Here is a 20834-nt window from a genome sequence, read left to right on the forward strand (position 1 = left end):
GAACCTTGAGGCTACGCAAACGCCTTGAGATAGCACGGTTTCCTTAGCAGCCTGTAAAATAGGATCAGACGATTTGATCGGCCAGACGGGCAATGTCCTCACGGTGGGGCGCGCTGGATTGCGCGCCGGTCACAGTACAGGCCAGGGCACCGGCGGCCACACCTTCCTTCAGAGCCCTTTCAAAGGGAACCTGCCGGTCCAGCGCCGCGGCAACCGCACCGCAGAAGGCATCTCCGGCTCCGGTGGAATCGACCGCCTCGATCTTCGGCGACTGAAAGCGGTATCCGGCCGTGCCGGAGCGTGCAACGACGCCGTCTGCGCCCAGCGTGACGATCACCGAGCGCTTGGGTGTTGCAAGTTGCTCGGCAAAGGCAACCGGGTCGCCGGCGATCCCGAGGCCGTTCGCAATCGTCGCGGCTTCGCTTGTGTTGACCACGACGGTACCGGCCGCCTCGAAACAGGCGCGAAAGTCACCCTCTGCCACCGGAGCCGGGTTCCAGAAGACGGACGCATCGGCGTCCCTGGCAAGACCTGCGGCCTGGACCACCTGCGGAAACGGAACCTCACCCTGAACCATGAGCGTGTCACCGCTTGAAAAGCAGCCTTCCAGCCACTGGGCTTCGACCCGCTGGTTGGTTCCGCTGGCAACGATGATCTGGTTTTCACCCGACGGATCGACCCCGATAAAGGCGAGGCCGGTCGAGCCGTTCAGGACATGCATCCTGGAAAGATCAACGCCGGACTCGCGCAGGTTTTCAAGCGCCAGTTCGGCAAAACCGTCCTGACCGACGGCACCGACCATCCGGACCGTCGCGCCTGCGCGCCGCGCCGCCAGCGCCTGATTGGCGCCCTTGCCGCCCGGAAAGGTCTGATGATCCCGCCCACTCACGGTTTCTCCCGCCGTCGGCAAGCGCGGCAGGGCCACAACCAGATCCAGATTAATGGAACCGAAAACCGTGATCATATTGCCTCCCGCTTTTGTGGAAAGGTTAGACCGTAATTCTGAACAAGTCGCCATGGGAAATCTGGCGATACCCTGCCACACACCAGCACGTCATCCTGAGGAAGCGCGAACGCGCTGTCTCGAAGGATCGGCCACTTGTTCACTGTGAAGAGGTACTCGCTTGCCGCCCATCCTTCGAGACGATCAGACGGTCCTCCTCAGGATGACGAAAGAGGTGATGTTGCAAACGCGCTTACCAGCCAGAATCCTGGCTCAAACAAAAGCCCGCCGGGTGGCGGGCTTCAGGTTGTTCAGATCACTTGGTGCCGTACATACGGTCGCCGGCATCGCCTAGGCCGGGGACGATATAGCCCTTTTCATTGAGCTTCTCGTCGATTGAGGCCGTGTAGATCGGCACGTCCGGATGCATCTCGTTGAACTTGGCGACGCCTTCCGGCGCGGCCAGGAGACACAGGAAGCGGATATTGTTGGCGCCACGCTCTTTCAATTTCTGCACGGCGGCAATCGCCGAATTGGCCGTGGCCAGCATCGGGTCGACCACGATCACCAGGCGCTCATGCAGGTCTTCAGGCGCCTTGAAATAGTATTCCACCGGCTGCAGCGTTTCCGGGTCGCGGTAAAGGCCGACATGGGCGACGCGCGCGGACGGCACCAGATCCAGCATGCCTTCCAGAAGGCCGTTGCCGGCGCGCAGCACCGAGGCAAAGACCAGTTTCTTGCCGGCAAGCGTCGGCGCCTGCATTTCGGCGAGCGGCGTCTCGATGGTCTGGCGGACCAGCGGCAGATCCCGAGTGACCTCGTAGCAGAGCAGCGTGGAGATCTCCCTGAGCAGCCGCCGGAAACCCTGCGTGGACGTTCCCTTGTCGCGCATGATGCTCAGTTTGTGCTGGACCAGCGGATGGCTGATGACATTGGCTCCGGACATATCTGCCTCTCTTGATTTCTGGGCCCACGCGCAGCAGGCCGGTTTCCTATCTTTATTGTTCTGTCCCTATGCCCCGAACGGCAACCAAAAAACAGCCCCCGGATTGAGGAATTTTCCGAGATCGCGCAGGTTTTCCGGAGCTTGTTCCAGAATGTAGTCACCGGCACGGTTGGTGCCGCCCTCCAGGATGCAGGTGAAGGGCACCTGGTCCAGGCTCATGCCGAGACCGCTTGCCAGCCGCTCTGCCAGTTTGTCGGTAAGCGCGATCGTGAGCGCGCGAATCTCGATCATGCGGTCACGGATAGCCTCGGGGGCCAGCGAACCGTTATTCTCCTTAAGCGTCAGCACACCGGATTTCACGAACAAAGCCGCATGGGTCAGGTCGGCCGGCGCGGTCAGCTTGTCCAGACCGCTGACTTCAAAGCCGGCCCAGGCAAAGGGCTCGACCAGGGAATAGACCATCTGCTGGGCGGCAAGATGAAACGGCACAATGGCATGGACGTCGTTGCCCGGAAGGGCCGTATGGAGAAAGGCGTCGCCGAGCCAGATGTCGCCGGACGTCGCGCCGCCTTCCCAGACGGGCGCCAGGGCTTCCAGCAACCGGTCCAGGATCTGGCTTGCATCGATGGGTCCCTTGCTCTCCTTGGCCAGTTTCACCGCCAGCAGGCCGGGACGGGTCGCCTCGCCCTCGCCAAACAGATCCGGCCTCAAGGCCAGCGCTTCGCCCAGACGTTTCAGGTGCCGTTGCATGGCTTTCAGATAGTCTGCGTCGTCGCGGTCGTCCCATTGCAGGCCGGCGGCGAGCTCGATCAGATCCATGGAAACAAGCGCAGCTGCATCGGCCCGGTAGGGATCGGTCATCTCGGACGAGAACGAGCCGGAGGCAAACATGTGAAAGGCGGCCAACGCGGAGGCCTGGGCGCCGCCGGCGGTCGTGCCGGTCATCCGGTCCTCGTAGCGCCAGTTTGCAGGATGCAGCGTGGTCATGGCGATGCCCAGAATGGCGAGATCCGCTGCCGCGGCCAGCATCTCTTCAGCTGTTTCGAAACCGCGGGCGCTGGCCATCGCCTGCCAGCGGTCAATGCCGCCGGCTTCGAAACTCCGCCAGATGCCATAGGGCGGGATCTGGAAATCGGGATAGTTTTCCTTGGTGGTTTCCAGCACCGTCTCAACCGCCCGGTCCAGGTTCTCAAGATCCACACCGACATGATCCAGCCTGTCTTCCGCGGCCAGCGCCAGCATCATGTGGGCCTTGCGGCGGATCTCGTCAGGTTGAAACAGGGCCAGGGCCGGGTTGGTATCGTTCATATTGAAAACTGCTGCCTTGAAAGTCGGGTTGGGTATCGTCTGCACCTTAACCTTGTCAAACCGGTTCGTCATTGGCCATGATCGGCGCGATTTGAATCACCCTGCCAACCGCCCCACCCGGAAGTTTCATGTCTGCTGTCGTCTCCATTGCCGCTCTTCTTGTCGGATCCGGTCTGCTTTTGCTCGCAGGCGGTCTGCACGGCCTGTTGCTGCCGCTAGCCGGCCTGGCACAGGGTTTTTCCGACACCTCGCTCGGCCTGCTCGGCACCGGCTGGGCGCTCGGCTATATGAGCGGCTGTCTTTGTGTGCCGGTGATCGTCAAGCGTGTCGGTCATGTGCGCACCTTCGGCGCGCTGGCCTCGCTTGCCGGCATCACGGTTCTGATGAACCTGCTGTTGATGGACGCCGTTGCCTGGATCATTCTGAGGGCGTTGACCGGCTTCTGCTTTGCGGGCGCAGCGATGATCGTGGAAAGCTGGCTCAACGAACGCTCCACCAGTGAAACGCGCGGCCGGATCTTCGGCATCTACACGATGATCAATCTGGGGGCGACCACCTGCGGCCAGATGCTGCTGACGCTTGGCGATCCGAGCGGCTTTTTCTTCTTCGTGCTCGGCTCGATCATCTATTCGCTGTCGCTGCTGCCGACAGCGCTGTCGACCGCCGCCTCGCCGCAACCGCTGACCCAGGCAAGGCTCAACCCGAAGAAGCTCTGGCGCAACTCGCCGATCGCCGTCGTTGCCGTCTTCATGGTCGGCATCTCCAATGGCACCTTCGGCACGCTCGGCGCCGTCTATGGCCGCCGCATCGGCCTGGACGTGCCCGACATCGCCATCATGATGAGTTTGGCTCTGCTCGCCGGCGCGCTGGTGCAAATTCCCGTGGGACTTCTCTCCGACCGGCTCGACCGGCGTCTTGTGCTGATCGGTCTCGCGGTGGCGGCCATGTCGATTGGCTCGTCGCTGTCGCTGTTCGGCGGCGGCGATGCCACGGTCACCATCCTGTTGATCGGCGCCTTCGGCGGCATGATCTATTCAATGTATCCGGTGATCGTCGCTCACGCGAGCGACCATGCGGACCCCGGAGACTTCCTGACCATCAGCGGCGGCCTGCTGCTGATCTTCGGCACCGGCAACATGATCGGCCCGCTGCTCGCCTCCGGGCTGATGACCTTCACCTATCCGGGTGCCCTCTTCCAGGTCACCGCCGCGGCACATCTCAGCATGCTGGGTTTCGCGATCTGGCGCATGAGCAAACGCGCCGCGGTCAAGGCGGAAGACAAGTCCGACTTCTTGCCGGTCATTTCCACGGTCCAGGTCACCACGCCGGAAACCGTCAATCTCGACCCGCGCACGGAAGTGGACAAGACCGGCGCGGATATCTGAGAGGGCTACTGTTCGATAAGAAGGAGGCCACAAACATCACCTCGTTCTGAAGGACTAAGCCAAACATTCAGCGTCATCCTGAGGAGCGCGTTCGCGTGCGTCTCGAAGGATCCGCCGTGCATTTCTGAACAAGTGGCCGATCCTTCGAGACGCCGCTCACGCGGCTCCTCAGGATGACGCCTTTATACATTGCGAAAGTGGCGCCCTGCCCCGCCTATGCCTGCTTCGCGCTGTCGAGGCGCACCAGCAACCGGGTGCGGGTGGCGTCGTCGCAGAAGGCGGCCTCGATGGCCGTGCGGGTGACGTCCATCTGGTCGTCGAAACTCCAGCCGAAGGTCTCGGCGACGGACGCATATTCCTTGCCCAGCGTGGTGCCGAAGAAAGGCGGGTCGTCGGAGTTGAGCGTGATCTTCACGCCCTCATTGCGCAGCATGTTGACCGGGTGGAAGCGCAAATGGGTGTAGACGCCGAGCGCGGTGTTCGACCCCGGACAGACTTCCAGAACGATTTCTTCATCGACCAGCCGCTTCACCAGGTCCTTGTCCTCGATGGCGCGCACGCCGTGGCCGAGGCGCTTGACCCTCAGGAATTCAAGGGCCGCGACGATGCTGTCCGGGCCGCCGAATTCACCCGCATGGGCTGTCGTGCCGAGACCGGCATCCGCCGCCATGCGGAATGCCTTGGAGAAATTGGCCGGATGGCCGGAGCGCTCATCGCCGGCAAGACCGAAACCGGTCACCAGGGGATGCGGATTGCCGATCACCTCCTTGACCACGCGCTCCACCGAGGCCGAGCCGAAATGGCGCACACCAATGGCGATCATCCGGCCTTCGATGGCCGTGTCGGTCTTGGCCCGTTCGATTCCGGCCGCCAGGCCTTCCACATAGGACGCGTAGGAAAGGCCTGCCGCCTGAGCATGATCCGGCGAAATGAAGATCTCGCCGTAGATCGCGCCTTCCGCCGCCAGCATGCGGAAATAGGTTTCCGACAGCAGCGCATAATCGGCCGGTGTCTTGAACACCGCGCTGGCGACATCATAGGCCTTCAGGAAGGTGGTGAAGTCCGACCAGACATATTTGCCGTTGCCGTCCAGAACGCTGGAGACATCCATGCCGTGTTTGTCCGCCAGGCGGGCGACCAGGGTCGGCGGCGCCGCGCCTTCGATGTGGCAATGGAGTTCTGCCTTCGGGACTTGAATGGCATCGCTCATCTTTGGCGGATCCTCGGTGTTCGATTCGGCTCGGTGGCGACAGGTTACAGGAAACTGCTGCCGTTGGGACCGACGGAAACGCCCAGATGATCGGCAATACTCTCGCCGATATCGGCGTAGGTCTTGCGCCCGCCGACACCGCGGCCCGCGATGCCTGGGCCTGTCGCGATCACCGGCACATTTTCCCGGGTGTGATCGGTGCCCTTCCAGGTCGGGTCGCAGCCGTGATCCGCGGTCAGGATCAGGATATCGCCCTCGCGCATCTTTCCGACCATTTCCGGCAAGCGGCGGTCGAAATGCTCCAGGGCCGCGGCATAACCCGGCACATCGCGCCGGTGGCCATAAAGACTGTCGAAATCGATGAAATTGGCGAAGATCATGTCGCCGTCCCCGGCCAGGTCCATGGCCTCCAGCGTCTTGTCGAACAGCTGGTCATTGCCGGCGCCCTTCAGCACCTTGGCAACCCCCTGATGGGCAAAGATATCCGAGATCTTGCCGATGCCGTAGACCGTGCGGCCGGCGGCGGTCAGCCGGTCGAGCAGGGTCGGTTCCGGCGGCAGCACGGAATAATCGCGCCGGTTTGCGGTGCGCTCGAAGGTGTCGGAACTCTCGCCGACAAAGGGGCGCGCGATCACCCGGCCAATATTATAGGGATCAGCAAGTTCGCGCGTGATCTCGCAGAGCTCATAGAGCTTGTCGAGGCCGTAATGCTCTTCATGCGCGGCGATCTGGATGACCGAATCCGCCGAGGTGTAGAAGATCGGCTTGCCGGTTCTCACATGTTCCTCGCCCAGTTCGGCGATGATCACCGTTCCAGAGGCATGTTTGTTGCCGAGAACGCCGTCGAGGCCGGCCTTTTCGCTGATCTTCGCGATCAGCTCGTCCGGAAAGGTCGGAATGGTCTCGGGGAAATAACCCCAGTCGAAGCGCACCGGCACACCGGCGATTTCCCAATGGCCGGACGGCGTGTCCTTGCCGTTGGAAACCTCTGCCGCATAGCCCCAGAGGCCTGCCGGTTCGCCCGCAAAATCCAGCCCAGGCACATCCCTGCCCGTCGACAGCTTGCCGGCGGCGCCGAGGCCGAGCCGGTCCATGTTGGGCACATGCAAGGGGCCGCTGCGCAGACCGTCCTTATCACCTTCGCCGTTTGCGCAGCGCGCCGCGATATGGCCCAGGGTGTCGGACCCGGCATCGCCGAAATCGGCCGCATCCGCGGCGCCGCCAATGCCGAAACTGTCCAGAACGCACAGAATTGCACGAGGCATGGGCATCTCCTCATTTGTCATTGCCGGTTCCACCCGAACCGGAGGGACGCCGTGAGCCGTTGCTCCCGGCGTTTGTCTTTCGCTTACGGCGCGATCCGGTCCACCACGCTCGGCCGGTCCTGAACGTCCGCGGCCAGACCGACCGTATAGGCCTTGCGCAGGGCAATCGCGGCTTCTTCCGCGTCCGCCTCGGTTTTCGCATGAACGATGGCAAGCGGCGCATCGGCATCAACCGTGTTGCCGACACCGGCCAGATCGGTGAGGCCAACAGACGGATCGATGACATCGGCGGCCGCCCGGCGGCCGCCGCCAAGGGCCACCACCGCGACACCAACCGCACGGGCGTCGACGCCGGTGACGACACCGTCCTGCTCCGCATAGACGGGAGCCTGGACCGGTGCCTTGGCGAGATAGAGTTCGCTCTTTTCCATGAAGTCGGCCGGGCCACCGAGGGCGTGCACCATCTGGGCGAATTTCTCAGCCGCCTTGCCGCTCTGGAACGCTTCGCGCATCATTTCCATGCCTGTGTCCGCCGTTGCGGCAATGCCGCCGGAGGCGAGCAGCTCACCACCCTGTGCCACGGTGACATCCCAGAGACGGTTGTCGATGGCGGTGCCCTTCAGGAAATTGACGGCGTTCTGCATTTCAACGGCATTACCGGCGGCAGACGCCAGCGGTTCATTCATGTCGGTCAGGAGCGCGGTGGTCATCAGACCGGCGCCATTGGCAACCAGCACCAGGCTTTCGGCAAGTGCCCGGGCCTCTTCAAGCGTGCCCATGAAAGCGCCCGTGCCCCATTTGACGTCGAGCACCAGGCCCTGAAGACCGGCGGCCAGCTTCTTCGACAGGATCGAGGCGGTGATGAGATCGATGCTCTCCACCGTGCCGGTCACGTCGCGAATGGCATAAAAGCGCTTGTCGGCGGGCGCCAGATTGCCGGTCTGGCCAATGACGGCGCAGCCGATTTCCTTGACGACCTTCTTGAACAGGATGTTGTCCGGCTGGGTCTGATAGCCCGGAATGCTGTCGAACTTGTCAAGCGTGCCGCCGGTATGGCCAAGACCACGGCCGGAGATCATCGGCACGGCCGCGCCGCAGGCGGCGAGCGCCGGGGCCAGCATCAGCGAGACATTGTCGCCAACCCCGCCGGTAGAGTGTTTGTCCAGAATCGGCGCGTCGATGCCCGTCCAGTCCATGACATCGCCGCTGTCGCGCATGGCCAGCGTCAGGGCGACACGTTCGTCGACGGTCAGCCCCTTGAAAAAGACCGCCATGGCGAGCGCGGCGACCTGGCCTTCGGTGACAGAACCGTCTGCGAGACCTTTCACGAAAAAAGCGATTTCCTCCGCGTCGAGCGTGCCCCCGTCGCGTTTCTTTCTGATGAGTTCCTGCGGCAGCATTTTGTTGTCCTTCTTGAAGCCGTCTCAGTAGCCGTGATGGGAATGGTCGACGATTTCCTGGCCCTCGATGGTGGAAACCAGGTCGTCCAAGAGACCGCTCGCGCCAAAGCGGAACGTGTGCGAGGAAACCCAGTTCTGACCCATGATCTTGTCAGCCAGCGCCAGATAGGCCGCTGCGTCTTCGGTGGTCCTGATGCCGCCGGCCGGCTTGAAGCCGATGACGCGCTCGGCGTCGTCGCGGCGGGCCTCTTCGATGGCAGTCAGCATGATTTCGGCCGCTTCCAGCGTCGCGTTGACCGGGACCTTGCCTGTGGAGGTCTTGATGAAATCCGCGCCCGCGCCAATGGCCACATTGGACGCCGCGTGGATCAGCAGCGGATCCTTGATCTCGCCGGTTTCCAGGATGACCTTCAGGATCGCCGGTTCCGGGATGGCCGCCTTGACGCGGATGATCTGTTCTTCGGCAAAGCCCTTGCGGCCGTCGCAAAAGGCCTTGTAGGGCATCACCAGATCGATCTCGTCGGCACCGTCGGCCAGTGCCTGCTTGGTTTCGGCAATCACCGCGTCGGTGTCTTCGCCGCCGTCCGGAAAGTTGACCACGGTGGCGACCTTGACGCCGGTGCCGGTCAGTTCCTTCGCGGCCTGGGCGACGAAGCGCGGCCAGACGCAGACAGCGGCGACAGCACCATGCGCATTGACCGTGCGCCCGGTCAGCTTGGTGATGTCTTCAGCCGTGCAATCGTCATTCAGGTTGGTCAGGTCAACGAGCCCGAGGGCCCGAATGGCAATTTCGATCATGTCGCTCATTCGCCAATCTCCTTCACAAAGGCCCGCACCAGCTCCTTCATGCGTTCCATGCCCTGAAGGGCAACCGCTTTTGTTTCGTCGTGGCTGAGAGCATGGGTCTGCATGCCCGCGCCGTAATTGGTGATGATCGACATGGCCGCCACCTTCATTCCCATGAAGCGCGCCATGATCACTTCCGGCACCGTCGACATGCCGACGGCATCGGCGCCGAGCAGCTTGGCCATGCGGATCTCCGCCGGGGTCTCGAAGGACGGGCCGGAGAACCACATGTAGACGCCCTCGGCGACCGGATCGCCGGTTTCTTCGGCAACCTTTTTCATAGCGGCGCGCAGCTCCGGATCATAGGCGGTGCTCATGTCCAGGAACCGCTTTTCGTCTTCCTCGCCGATCAGCGGGTTCTTGCCGGACCAGTTGATATGATCTGAGATCAGCATCGGCGAGCCGGGTGCCACTTCCTCGCGCAGGGACCCTGCGGCATTGGTCGCCAGCAGGATCTCGCAGCCGAGTTCCTTCAGGGTTTCGACCGGCGTGCGCATGACGGTCGGATCGCCGCCTTCGTAGTAATGCGCGCGTCCGGACAGGATCACCACCGGAACACCGGCCAGGGTGCCGGCGACCAGCTCGCTGGAATGGGAGGTAACGGTGGAGACCGGGAATTCGGTCAGGTGCGAATAGGGAATGCGGACGGCATCCTCGACTTCCTCGGCCAGAGCACCGAGGCCGGAGCCGAGGATCATGCCAATCTTGTAGGAACCCTTGCGGGCTGCGCGGACAATCTCCGCGCATTCACGGCCGTAACCACTCATCGAGGGTCAGTCCTTTTTGTGTTCGAGTTCAAAAGCGGCCGGCAGCAGCTCATCCATCGAGAAGCTGCGTTTGATGCCGTTCAAATCAGCGACATGGACAATGAGATCATCCGTGCCGAATTCCTTCAGCCTCTGGCGGCAGACGCCGCAGGGCGTGCACAGGGCAGCGTCGCCGACAACAACCGCCTCGGCAATCTCCCGGTAGCCGGCGGCGATCATGGCACTGACAGCCCCGCCTTCCGCGCAGACGCTGACCGGATAGGAAGCGTTTTCCACGTTGCAGCCGGTGAAGACCGTTCCGTCCGGCGCACGCAGAGCGGCGCCGACCAGAAAGTTGGAATATGGGGCATAGGCCCGCTTGCGGACAGTGCGAGCCGCTTCGAACAGGGCGTCCAGATCGCTCATGACCGCTCCTTCAGGTAGGGCACACCGGCCGCCTTGGGCGGGATCGCCTTGCCGATAAAGCCGGCAAGCAGGATCACGGTGAGGACATAAGGAAGCGCCTGGAACACCTGCAACGGCAGTTCGCCGATGACGGGGAACTCCACGCCCTGCATGCGGGTGCCGGAGGCATCCAGGAACCCGAACAGCAGGCAGGCGAACATGGCATTGACCGGCCGCCATTTGGCGAAGATCAGCGCCGCCAGCGCCATGAAGCCCTGACCGGCGGTCATGTTGACCCCGAAGCCCGAGCCAGCGGCGATGGAGAGATACGATCCGGCAAAGCCGCACAGCGCACCGCAGGCGATGACGGCGCGGTAGCGCAGCCACGTGACCGAGATGCCGGCCGTGTCGACGGCGGCCGGATTCTCACCAACGGCTCTGAGACGCAGGCCGAAGCGGCTGCGGAACAGCACCCACCAGGTCAGCGGCACCGCCAGGAACGCGCAATAGACCAGGAGATTGTGGCCCGAAAGGAGTTCGCTGTAGAGCGGACCGATCACGGGCACGTCGCGGAGCTGTTCGGCAAAGGGCCAGACGATTTCCCGGAAGCGTCCGCCTTCGGGCAGAGACGGTGTGCGCCCGCCCTGGCGGAACCAGGTCTGACCGAGCAGAGCCGTCAGGCCGGCGGCGAGGAAGTTGATGGCGACGCCCGAGACGATCTGGTTGCCGCGGTTGGTGATCGAGGCAAATCCGTGCAACAGGCCGAGGCCGATGGAGACCGCGATGCCCGCCAGCAGACCAAGCCAGGCATTGGCGGTGAGATAGGCCACCGCGCCGGCACCGAAGGCGGCCCCGAGCATCTTGCCTTCCAGGCCGATATCGACCACGCCGGAGCGTTCCGAGTATAGCCCGGCAAGACAGGCGAGCAGCAGCGGGGTCGACACGCGGACGGTGGAGTCGAGAATGAGGATGATGCTTTCAAACATGATCATGCCTCCTTCGCGGCAAGGGCCCGGGAGGGCGTGAACAGTCGTACGATCGTCGGCCGGAACATGTGTTCCAGCGCGCCGGCGAAGAGGATCACCAGACCCTGAATGACGATGATCATGTCGCGGGTGATGTTCGGCATTTCAAACGAGAGTTCCGCGCCGCCCTGATAGAGCATGCCGAACAGGATCGAGGCGAGAATGATGCCGACCGGATGGGCCCGGCCCATCAGCGCAACCGCGATGCCGACAAAGCCGTAGCCGGTGACGAAGTCGATCAAAAGCCGGTGCTGGGAGCCCATGATCTCGTTGATCGCCATCATGCCGGCAAGACCGCCGGAAATCAGCATGGTGATGATGATGGTACGCACCGGCGAGATACCCGCATAGACGGCGGCCGTCGCATTGGCGCCGAAGGAGCGGATCTCGTAGCCGAGCTTTGTGCGCCAGATCAGCAACCAGACCAGCACGCAGGCCGCCAGCGCCACGAAAAGCGACAGGTTGACCGGCGCGTAGCCGAAGCCGAAGGACGGGAACAGGTCATTGAGGAACGGCAGGCGGCCGGCTTCCTCGAAGGTCCGCGTCTCGGGCTGCATCGATCCCGGCTTTTTCAGCACGTTGGCCAGCAGATACACCATCAGGGAAAACGAGATGTAGTTGAACATGATTGTGGTGATGACCACATGGCTGCCGCGCTTGGCCTGCAGCCAGGCCGGGATGAACGCCCAGGCCGCACCGGCCACCGCGGATCCGACGATCGCGAAGGGCAGGATCACGTACCAGGGCACGTATTGATCAAGTGCAAGGCAGGCAAAGGCGACGCCGAGCCCGCCGATATAGGCCTGGCCTTCACCGCCGATGTTGAAAAGCCCGGCATGGAAGGCGACCGCCACGGCCAGCCCCGTGAAGATGAAGTTGGTGGCGTAGAACAGGGTGAAGCCGAAGCCTTCGGCATATCCGACCGAGCCCCAGATCAGGACCTTGACGGCATCGAGCGGGTTTTCCCCGATCAGGATCACCACCAGGCCGGACACCAGGAAGGCGGCAACCAGGTTCAAAAACGGTATCAGGCCGTAATCGACCCAGCGTGGAAGCTGACCGGCGCTCATCGGGCCCCTCCCTCAGCGGCATTCTTGTTGTTGTCTTCGACACCGGCCATCAAGAGACCGAGTTCGCCCTCTTCGGCATTGGCGCCGCGCTCGCCGACGATGCGACCGTCGAACATGACCAGCACCCGGTCGGACAGGGCCCGGATCTCGTCCAGCTCGACCGAGACCAGCAGGATGCCCTTGCCCTCGTCGCGCAATTCGACGATGCGGCGGTGAATGAACTCGATCGCGCCGATATCGACGCCGCGGGTCGGCTGGCCGACCAGCAGCACTTCCGGATCGCGCTCGATCTCGCGGGCAAGCACGATCTTCTGCTGGTTGCCGCCCGAGAAATTCGCGGTCTTCAGCATCGGGCTCGGCGGCCTGATGTCGTATTTCTCGATCTCGGCAACCGCGTTTTTCCTGATCGCGGCAAGGTCCATCAGCCAGCCTTTGGAATAGGCCGGATCACGGTGATAGCCGAGAATGGAGTTCTCGTATTCGGCAAAGCTGTTGATCAGGCCCATGCGGTGCCGGTCTTCCGGCACGTGGCCCATGTTCTTGGCGCGCATGTCGGCGGCATCGAGCGTGCTGGTGCCAAGATCAATGGTCTCGCCGTTGATCTTGAGCGTGCCCTTTGTCGCGCGGCGAATGCCGGAGAGTGTTTCGAGCAGCTCCGACTGGCCGTTGCCGGAGACCCCGGCAATGCCGACGATCTCGCCGGCACGCACGTTGAAGGACACATCCTTGACCACCTGGACGCCCCGGCTGTCGGTCACCGTCAGGTTCTCGACCTCCATCACCGGCGCCTTGGCCTCGGCGGGTTTCTTGTCGACCCTGAGGAGAACGCTGCGGCCGACCATCAATTCGGCGAGCTCTTCCATCGAGGTGTTTTTGGTTTCGCGCGTCGCCACCATCTCGCCGCGGCGCATGACGGAGACCGTGTCGGTCGCCGCCATGATTTCGCGCAGCTTGTGGGTGATCAGGAGGACCGTCTTGCCTTCGTTTTTCAGGACCTCGAGGATCTTGAAAAGGTGATCGGCTTCCGCTGGGGTCAGCACGCCGGTGGGTTCGTCCAGGATCAGCACCTCGGCGCTGCGGTAGAGCGCTTTCAGGATTTCCACGCGCTGCTGCAGGCCGACGGGAAGGTCCTGGATCAGCGCGTCCGGGTCGACGCGCAGCTCGTATTCCTCTTCCAGCCGCTTCAGCTCGGTGCGCGCCCGCGCAAGCCCGCCGGAGAGCATCTGGCTGTCTTCCGCGCCCAGCACCACGTTCTCCAGCACGGAGAAATTGTCGACCAGCATGAAGTGCTGGTGCACCATGCCGATGCCGAGGCCGATGGCAGCCTTGGAATCGGGAATGATCACCTTGTTTCCATTGACAAGGATGTCGCCGTCGTCGGCCTGGTAAAAGCCGTAGAGGATCGACATCAGGGTCGACTTGCCGGCGCCGTTCTCGCCGATGATCCCGTGAATGGACCCTTTTCCGACAACAAGGTCGATGTCCTTGTTGGCGTGAACCGATCCGAAGCGCTTGTTGATCTTGCGCAGTTCAATTGCCGGCGTGTCGCTCATGCGCTCCCCCAGGCCTGACTGTTCTTGCGTGTCATTATTGTTGCCCCTTGGTCGATGCCGTGCCGTCGGCCTGTCCTGATCAGAAAGGACAGGCACCTTCGGTAACAACATCATGAACCTTGATGGTTCCCGCGGAGATCCCGGCAACTGCCGTCTCCGCGGCTGCTTTCATCTCCCCGGTGATGAGGTCCTTGTTGTTGTCGTCAAGGACCCAGTCCATGCCCCCCTCGGCGAGCCCCAGCACCTGAATGCCTGGCTCGAACTTGCCGTTCGCCGCAGACTGGAAACTGTCAAAAACCGCGTTGTCGACGCGTTTGCGGATCGAGGTCAGCACCTGGCCCGGATGCAGGCCGTTCTGATTGCTGTCCGTGCCCATGCCAAGCACACCCGCGTCGGCCGCCGCCTGCAGCACGCCAATGCCCGTGCCGCCGGCCGCCTGGAGGACGACATCCGCGCCGCGACGGATCTGGCCCCGTGCCAGCTCGCCGCCACGCACCGGGTTGGCAAAGGCCGCCGGCGTGTCACCGGTCATGTTGAACAGGACCTTGATGTCCGGATTGGCTGCCAGCGCGCCCTGCTTGTAGCCGCACAGGAAGCGCTGGATGATCGGGATATCCATTCCGCCGACAAAGCCCACCGTGCCGGACTTGGACGCCATGGCCGCCAGCAGGCCGCCGACATAGGCGCCCTCATGTTCCTTGAAGACGTAGGAACGCACGTTCGGCTGATCGACGACCATGTCGACAATCGCAAAATCGGTCTCCGGAAATTCCGGAGCGACCTGTCCCAATGCATTGGCCTGGTTGAAGCCGATAGCCACCACCGGCGCATTGCCGCGCGAGGCGAAATTGCGCAGGGCCTGCAGGCTCTGGGCGTCCCGTTCCAGGGTAAATTCGTCGACCTTGCCGCCGGTTTCCTCCTGAAAGCGCGTGACACCGTTAAAAGCGCTCTCGTTGAAGGAGCCGTCGAACTTGCCGCCGACAGAATAGACGATGGCCGGATCCGCGGATGCGGTTCCGGTGCCGAGTACCGCCGCAAACACGGCAGCAGATAGCAATGACTTGAAGCGGATCATGGCGTGCCCCGCGGAATGGCTGGCGGAAGGGTCTGGGAAGAACCTCCGCGCCCATGGGCGCGGAGGTTCGAAAGGTGGATCAGTTCGGGCAGGATTCGTCGCTCATGTAGTCATGAACAACGATTTCGCCGGAAATGATCTTCTGGGTCGCTTCTTCGACCTTGGCCTTCATCTCGTCGGTGACCAGCTCGGCATTGTTGTCGTCAAGCGCCCAGTCAACGCCGCCTTCCTGCAGGCCGAGAACTTCGAATCCCGAGGACCAAGTGTCGTTTTCAGCGTCTTCGAATGCCTGGTAGACGGCAATGTCCACGCGCTTCAGCATGGAAGAAAGCACCGAACCCGGGTGCAGACCGTTCTGGTTGCTGTCCACGCCGATGCCGAGCTTGCCGGCGTCGGCGGCAGCCTGAAGCACACCGATGCCGGTGCCGCCGGCCGCGTGATAGACAACGTCCGCACCGCGGTCGAACTGGGACTTGGCCAACTCGCCGCCCTTGACCGGATCGTTCCAGGCCGCGCCGGTGGTACCGGTCATGTTTTCGAAGACTTCAGCGTTCGGGTTCGCGGCCATGACGCCCTGCTTGTAGCCGCAGGCGAACTTGCGGATCAGCGGAATGTCCATGCCGCCGACAAAACCGACCTTGCCGGTTTCGGACGCCATCGCGGCGAGCATGCCGACGATGTAGGAGCCTTCATGTTCCTTGAACAGGATCGAGCGCACGTTCGGCAGGTCGACGACCATGTCGACGATGGCGAACTGGGTGTCCGGGAATTCCTTGGCGACCTTTTCAACCGCGTTGGCCTGGGAGAAGCCGATCGCGACGATCGGGTTCATGCCGCGCTTGGCGAAGTTGCGCAGGGCCTGCTCACGCTGGCTGTCGTTCTGGATTTCGAAGTCGCGGTATTCGATGCCGGTGTCTTCCTTGAACTTTTCGGCACCGGTATAAGCGGCTTCGTTAAACGACTTGTCGAAACGGCCACCCAGATCGTAGAGCACAGCCGGCTTGGTGTCCGCCGCTGCAGCACCTGCGACCGAGAAGGCCAATCCGGCAAGCGCCGTACCAATGGTTAGAAACTTTTTCACTTGATGTCCTCCGACATGCGGGGGCCCGCCTTTGCGGCCGGCCCGTTTCCCCTCGAGACCCAGCCGCGTCATGCGGACTGTGCCAGCTGCAATCCGGCCCGTGCCCTCAGAGCCCTCGCGAGGGTCTCGTCGGTCACAAGGTCGGTAATGACACCGGTGCGCAGAGCGGCAAGGGTTGCGTCCACCTTGCTCTCTCCGCCCACCAGCGCAATCACGCGGCGCCCGCGCACTTCGTCGAAGTGCAATCCGACGGCGCAATCGCCGAGCGGATCGGGTGCCAGACTTCCTTCCAGCGTCAGGAACCGGCCCATCAAATCACAGACCGCGCCGCCCGACAGCAATTCTTCCTGTTCTTTCTTCGAAATCATGCCCCGCTGCACCAGGTGGCCCTCGTTCTCGACCGAGCCGATGCCGATCAGGAAGGCTTCCGACTGCCGTGCGCGCGCCATCAGGTCCTGGACGCTGCGCTGGGTCAGGAACATCGCCTTCTCGTCCTGGTTTTCCGCGAAGTAGGGAACCGGCAGATAATAGCCGATGCCGCCGGTGCGCTCCTGCATCTTCTGGACGATGTCATAGGGGTTGGCGGCGAGCGTACGGGTCAGCGAGCCGCAGATCGACATGATCTCCAGGTCCGGGCGCGCGATTTTGGGCAGGCTTTCGACCGCAGCCGTCAATGTCCGGCCCATGCCGACGCCGAGCCGGGTAACGCCGGAGCCGCCCAGGAGCCCGGACAGGAATTGCGAGGCAGAAACCGCGACGGCTCGCAGGGCGCTGTCGTCGTCACCACCGCCGAGGTCGGGCGCGATGATGCAGTTGGTCAGGTTGAAACTCTGGGTGAGCTCTTTTTCCAGCTCCAGGCATTCCATCGGACGGCCGTCGATCTGGAATTTCACGAAGCCGGATTTCTGGGCATGGGCAATCAGCCGGTGTACCTTGGCCGGCGACACGCCCAGCTGGGAAGCGATCTCGCCCTGCGTGCGGCCGCCCACAAAGGACAGCCATGCCGCACGTATGGCCATATAGGATGTCCAGTCGTCGTCGCGCGCCTGCATACTGCGTCGCACCTTCCCCTCTTCCGATGCGCCGGCTTTTCCGGCACGATCGGCATCACCTCAGCCCTCTTGCGGGACTTCCGAATTCCGGATCCTCCCGAGGAGTCCGAAAAATTCTTCACTTAGTGAGAATTTCTTCAGATCATGACCAGCCCCGGCGCCGCCGTCAACTAAAAAAACTGCCGATTTTCTGGCCGATTGCTGCATTTCTGGGCGGCAGAAGCGACTTGATACGACTTCTGGGTGGCGGAAATTCCTGCCTAGACATGCCTTCATTTTGTGCAAAACCGGCAAATCCTGCCCATCTCCACGGCAGTTTTTTCCCAGACGGCCGCAGATTGCGAAGTCCCGATTTGCGCACTCAGTACTCTTTTTTTCCCATTTGCCGGCACCCACCAGCGCCAAAGGCGACGTTCACACGGATCTCGAAACAGGCAAATCCGGTGCGACATCAAAAAATATTGTCCCGCCTTGGGGACACAAAATGCCACGCAAAAACAATAAGCTTACGTGAAAGTAAGGGAACGTTGACGTTACGGCAGAAAATTGCGCGCTGGCATTTACCAGCCGGAAACACCATCTGTGGATAGGATATGCACTCCGTGCACTTTCGTTTTGCCGTGCAAGGAGAATTACGTTACGTTTGGCATGTAGCTTGCTAAGTAAAACTTCAAGCTCAAGCAAGGCGTTCAGCAACGCCTAAGTAGGAATCACGAGAAACGAAAAGATAAGGAATTCAACGACAAAATAAACAGGGGAGACGTGGCAACTGAGTCGAAAGGCTCGAATAAGGAGAAACCCATGCGTCTCGACATAACAAAGAAACACTGTGCATCGACAATAACGACAATACTGTCGCTTTGCTTCGCGGCCATCATCTTCGCCGCACCAGCCACCGCCCGGGACTTCCGGCCGGTCCAGCTCGCGTCGACCACCTACAGTTACGACCCCGCAAATGAAGTGGATGTCGAACTTGTCCTGGCCGTCGACATCTCCCAATCCATGGACACCGAAGAACAGGAAGTGCAGCGCGCCGGCTATGTGGCCGCCCTGACATCCCGCGAGTTCATTGACGCCATCGAGGTCGGCCCGATCGGCCGTGTCGCCGTGACCTATATGGAATGGGGCGGCGTGGACGAGCATTTCATCGTCGCCGAATGGACTGTGATCCAGGACGAGGCCTCCGCCGCGCATTTTGCCTCCAAGATCGCGGAAGCCCCGCTGCGCCAGGTCCAGCGCACCTCGATTGCCTCTGCGCTGGAGAAATCCGTACATATGGTCCAGAACAACAAGTATATGGGCCTGCGCCAGGTGATCGACATTTCCGGTGACGGTCCGAACAACCAGGGCGGTTCCGTAACCGACATGCGCGACCGGATGGTGGCCGCAGGCGTGACCATCAACGGTCTTCCGCTGATGATGAAGTCCAACAAGAACACCTGGCAGGCCATGCTCAACCTCGATCACTATTACGAGGATTGCGTCATCGGCGGCCCGGGCTCCTTTGCCATTCCGGTGCGCAGCCAGGAAGGCTTTGCCGACGCGATCCGCATGAAACTGGTCATGGAAATCGCCGGCCTGCACCTGCCGGAACCCGATCCTTATTTCCAGCGTGTTGCGGGGCGCGAACCGATCCGCTGCAACCTCTTCGACTAAGCCTGACAGCAGTTTCTCCTTAGACTGCCGCGCTCCCGGCCGGAGCGCGGCTTTTTCTTTGCCTGTAGCTCCTGGATCTGAGAACAAATTTCTCACTCCATCCTGCGCATCTTTCTTTGCTAAAAGCGCTTTGAGCGGCTAATACCAAACAAACTGAACGGGAACTGACCTGACTATGCCTGGAGACAGTGCGGCGAGCGGCAGACTGCGTGGCGACCGGGGTGCCATGCGGACACAGCGCTCCGGAAAAACGGTCTCCACACCCGGCCTTCGCTGACCTGTTCCGACCTGCCGGACGGTGTTGCCGTCTTGCCGACATCTGGAACAAAGTCATCAGACGGCTTCCTATTTTTGGCGGTTGGTATAAACACCTCCTGCCCCTGTTGCAGTTGCCAAAGAGGATCGCCGATGCCCGACACGCCTACCCTTGCGCTTGTCGCCCACGATGCCAAGAAGGACGTTATGGTGGAATTCGTCCGGCGCCACAGGGAAAAACTAGTCGATTTTGACCTGGTCGGGACCGGCACCACGGGCGGCCGCATTCTTGACGCCTGCCCTGAGCTTAAATTAAAACGATTGAAAAGCGGTCCGCTAGGTGGCGACCAGCAGATCGGCGCCATGATCTGCGAAGGCAAACTGCAGGGCCTGATCTTCTTCGTCGACCCGTTGTCGCCAATGCCGCATGACGTTGACGTCAAGGCTCTGATGCGACTGGCCCTGGTCTATGACATGCCGATGGCGCTCAATCCGTCGACCGCGGACATCCTGCTGCGCTCCGCCCGCCTGAAAGGCCTCAAGACAACGTCTGAAACACCTGAAGTGAACGCGCTTATCTCATGAGTTTTTCGACCCGTTCCAAATCCTTCGCCTATCCGGTCCTGGTCGCCGATATCGGCGGTACCAACGCCCGGTTCGCCCTGGTCGAAGGACCCAACACGCCGACCCGCATGAGCGGCAAGACAGCCACGGCCCACCATCACAACATCTACTCCGCTATCCGCAAAGTGGTCATGAAAAGCGCGGATCCCAAGCCACGCACGGCCATCATCGCGGTTGCCGGCCCGGTCACCGGCGACCGGATCCCCCTGACCAATGCCGACTGGGTGATCAAGCCGCTGAGAATGATATCCGATCTCGGGTTTGAAGAGGTCATCGTCCTCAATGATTTCGAGGCCCAGGCCCTCGCCCTTCCGGGCTATCACGGCGAAGACATCGAGCAGGTTGGCCAGGGCGTGGTGCGCGAGGAAAGCGCCAAGTTCGTGCTTGGGCCCGGCACGGGGCTCGGCGCCGCCGCTATGATCTATACCTCCAAAACCTGGATACCGTTGCCCGGTGAAGGTGGCCACGTCGAGCTCGGCCCGGTTTCAAAGGAAGACATCAAAATCTGGCCGCATATAGAGCGGGTTGGCGGTCGCCTTGGTGCCGAGCAGATCCTGAGTGGCACAGGTCTGCCCCGCCTGGCCCGCGGCGTTGCGGCATACATGAATTGCGAGCGCCAGTTCGAGACGGCCGCAAGCATCACCAAGGCAGCAGAAGACAACGATCCGGTGGCGGTGAAAACGCTGGAGGTCTTTGCCAGGGGCCTCGGCCGCGTGGCCGGCGATTTTGCCCTTACCGTCCTGGCACGCGGCGGTGTCTATCTCACCGGCGGTGTTACGCCCCGGATCACGCGCTTCCTGACCGACGGCGGTTTCCGCGAGGCTTTCGAATCCAAGGCGCCGCATGAGGAGCTGATGGCCAAGATCCCGACCTTTATCGTCCGCCACCCGGACCCGGCGCTTGAGGGCCTCGCCTCGTTTGCGCGCAGCCCGGATGCCTTCGCGGTTGATATGCAGGGCCGACAGTGGAAGGCGGCCCTAGCCTGATCC

19 protein-coding genes are annotated in these 20834 nt (G+C 62.1%); 4 read left to right on the forward strand and 15 right to left on the reverse strand.

The window, feature by feature from the left end; genetic code table 11:
- Positions 1 to 64: 64 nt before the first annotated feature.
- The 3 genes from M0H32_RS18075 to M0H32_RS18085 form a co-directional block, all read right to left on the reverse strand.
- Positions 65 to 964 carry a ribokinase gene (locus tag M0H32_RS18075; RefSeq protein ID WP_248156473.1) on the reverse strand — a complete coding sequence of 300 codons (900 nt, stop codon included), beginning with the start codon at positions 962 to 964 and terminating at the stop codon, positions 65 to 67.
- Between the two features lie 295 nt (positions 965 to 1259).
- On the reverse strand, positions 1260 to 1889 hold the full coding sequence (upp, locus tag M0H32_RS18080; protein ID WP_248156475.1) for a uracil phosphoribosyltransferase: 630 nt from the start codon (positions 1887 to 1889) through the stop codon (positions 1260 to 1262).
- Positions 1890 to 1955: 66 nt separating this feature from the next.
- Positions 1956 to 3197 (reverse strand): DUF1688 family protein, encoded by a 1242-nt coding sequence (locus M0H32_RS18085; protein ID WP_248156477.1) that lies wholly within the window; start codon positions 3195 to 3197, stop codon positions 1956 to 1958.
- A gap of 128 nt (positions 3198 to 3325) precedes the next feature.
- Here M0H32_RS18085 and M0H32_RS18090 point away from each other — a divergent pair, with 128 nt between their 5' ends.
- Positions 3326 to 4582: an MFS transporter gene (locus M0H32_RS18090; RefSeq protein ID WP_248156479.1), complete on the forward strand. Its 1257-nt coding sequence runs from the start codon at positions 3326 to 3328 to the stop codon at positions 4580 to 4582.
- A gap of 214 nt (positions 4583 to 4796) precedes the next feature.
- On the opposite strand, the gene M0H32_RS18095 is transcribed toward M0H32_RS18090, so the two are convergent.
- The 12 genes from M0H32_RS18095 to M0H32_RS18150 all read right to left on the reverse strand — a co-directional run bounded on the left by M0H32_RS18095 (position 4797) and on the right by M0H32_RS18150 (position 17322).
- Positions 4797 to 5792, reverse strand: a complete 996-nt coding sequence (locus M0H32_RS18095; RefSeq protein ID WP_248156481.1) for an adenosine deaminase — start codon at positions 5790 to 5792, stop codon at positions 4797 to 4799.
- A gap of 44 nt (positions 5793 to 5836) precedes the next feature.
- On the reverse strand, positions 5837 to 7057 hold the full coding sequence (locus M0H32_RS18100; RefSeq protein WP_248156482.1) for a phosphopentomutase: 1221 nt from the start codon (positions 7055 to 7057) through the stop codon (positions 5837 to 5839).
- Between the two features lie 83 nt (positions 7058 to 7140).
- The gene (deoA, locus tag M0H32_RS18105; RefSeq protein WP_248156483.1) at positions 7141 to 8457 is read right to left on the reverse strand and encodes a thymidine phosphorylase; all 1317 of its coding nucleotides are present in this window, start codon (positions 8455 to 8457) and stop codon (positions 7141 to 7143) included.
- A gap of 24 nt (positions 8458 to 8481) precedes the next feature.
- A complete protein-coding gene (deoC, locus tag M0H32_RS18110; protein WP_248156484.1) occupies positions 8482 to 9264 on the reverse strand; it encodes a deoxyribose-phosphate aldolase in 783 nt (260 codons plus the stop codon).
- Entirely contained in the window at positions 9261 to 10070 is an 810-nt protein-coding gene (locus M0H32_RS18115) for a purine-nucleoside phosphorylase (protein ID WP_248156485.1), read from the reverse strand. The genes deoC and M0H32_RS18115 overlap by 4 nt, the downstream gene beginning before the upstream one ends.
- A 6-nt stretch (positions 10071 to 10076) precedes the next feature.
- Positions 10077 to 10475 (reverse strand): cytidine deaminase, encoded by a 399-nt coding sequence (locus tag M0H32_RS18120; protein WP_248156486.1) that lies wholly within the window; start codon positions 10473 to 10475, stop codon positions 10077 to 10079.
- A complete protein-coding gene (locus M0H32_RS18125; protein WP_425607334.1) occupies positions 10472 to 11446 on the reverse strand; it encodes an ABC transporter permease in 975 nt (324 codons plus the stop codon). The genes M0H32_RS18120 and M0H32_RS18125 overlap by 4 nt, the downstream gene beginning before the upstream one ends.
- Positions 11443 to 12549, reverse strand: coding sequence for an ABC transporter permease (locus M0H32_RS18130; protein WP_248156488.1), 1107 nt, complete (start codon positions 12547 to 12549; stop codon positions 11443 to 11445). The genes M0H32_RS18125 and M0H32_RS18130 overlap by 4 nt, the downstream gene beginning before the upstream one ends.
- Positions 12546 to 14102 (reverse strand): ABC transporter ATP-binding protein, encoded by a 1557-nt coding sequence (locus tag M0H32_RS18135; protein WP_248156490.1) that lies wholly within the window; start codon positions 14100 to 14102, stop codon positions 12546 to 12548. Before M0H32_RS18135 ends, M0H32_RS18130 begins: the two co-directional genes overlap by 4 nt.
- 79 nt (positions 14103 to 14181) lie before the next feature.
- Positions 14182 to 15177, reverse strand: a complete 996-nt coding sequence (locus M0H32_RS18140; RefSeq protein ID WP_248156491.1) for a BMP family lipoprotein — start codon at positions 15175 to 15177, stop codon at positions 14182 to 14184.
- A gap of 79 nt (positions 15178 to 15256) precedes the next feature.
- Positions 15257 to 16258: a BMP family lipoprotein gene (locus M0H32_RS18145; RefSeq protein ID WP_248156492.1), complete on the reverse strand. Its 1002-nt coding sequence runs from the start codon at positions 16256 to 16258 to the stop codon at positions 15257 to 15259.
- 68 nt (positions 16259 to 16326) lie between these two features.
- Positions 16327 to 17322, reverse strand: coding sequence for a sugar-binding transcriptional regulator (locus M0H32_RS18150; protein ID WP_248156493.1), 996 nt, complete (start codon positions 17320 to 17322; stop codon positions 16327 to 16329).
- Positions 17323 to 18111: 789 nt separating this feature from the next.
- On the opposite strand from M0H32_RS18150, the gene M0H32_RS18155 reads away from it, so the two are divergent.
- The 3 genes from M0H32_RS18155 to M0H32_RS18165 all read left to right on the forward strand — a co-directional run bounded on the left by M0H32_RS18155 (position 18112) and on the right by M0H32_RS18165 (position 20831).
- The gene (locus M0H32_RS18155; RefSeq protein ID WP_248156494.1) at positions 18112 to 18966 is read left to right on the forward strand and encodes a DUF1194 domain-containing protein; all 855 of its coding nucleotides are present in this window, start codon (positions 18112 to 18114) and stop codon (positions 18964 to 18966) included.
- A gap of 408 nt (positions 18967 to 19374) precedes the next feature.
- Entirely contained in the window at positions 19375 to 19806 is a 432-nt protein-coding gene (locus M0H32_RS18160) for a methylglyoxal synthase (protein WP_248156495.1), read from the forward strand.
- Complete coding sequence (locus M0H32_RS18165; RefSeq protein WP_248156496.1) at positions 19803 to 20831, forward strand: glucokinase; 1029 nt, start codon at positions 19803 to 19805, stop codon at positions 20829 to 20831. Before M0H32_RS18160 ends, M0H32_RS18165 begins: the two co-directional genes overlap by 4 nt.
- Positions 20832 to 20834 lie beyond the last annotated feature (3 nt).

It is taken from the genome of Roseibium sediminicola (assembly GCF_023156505.1).
Lineage (GTDB): Bacteria > Pseudomonadota > Alphaproteobacteria > Rhizobiales > Stappiaceae > Roseibium > Roseibium sediminicola.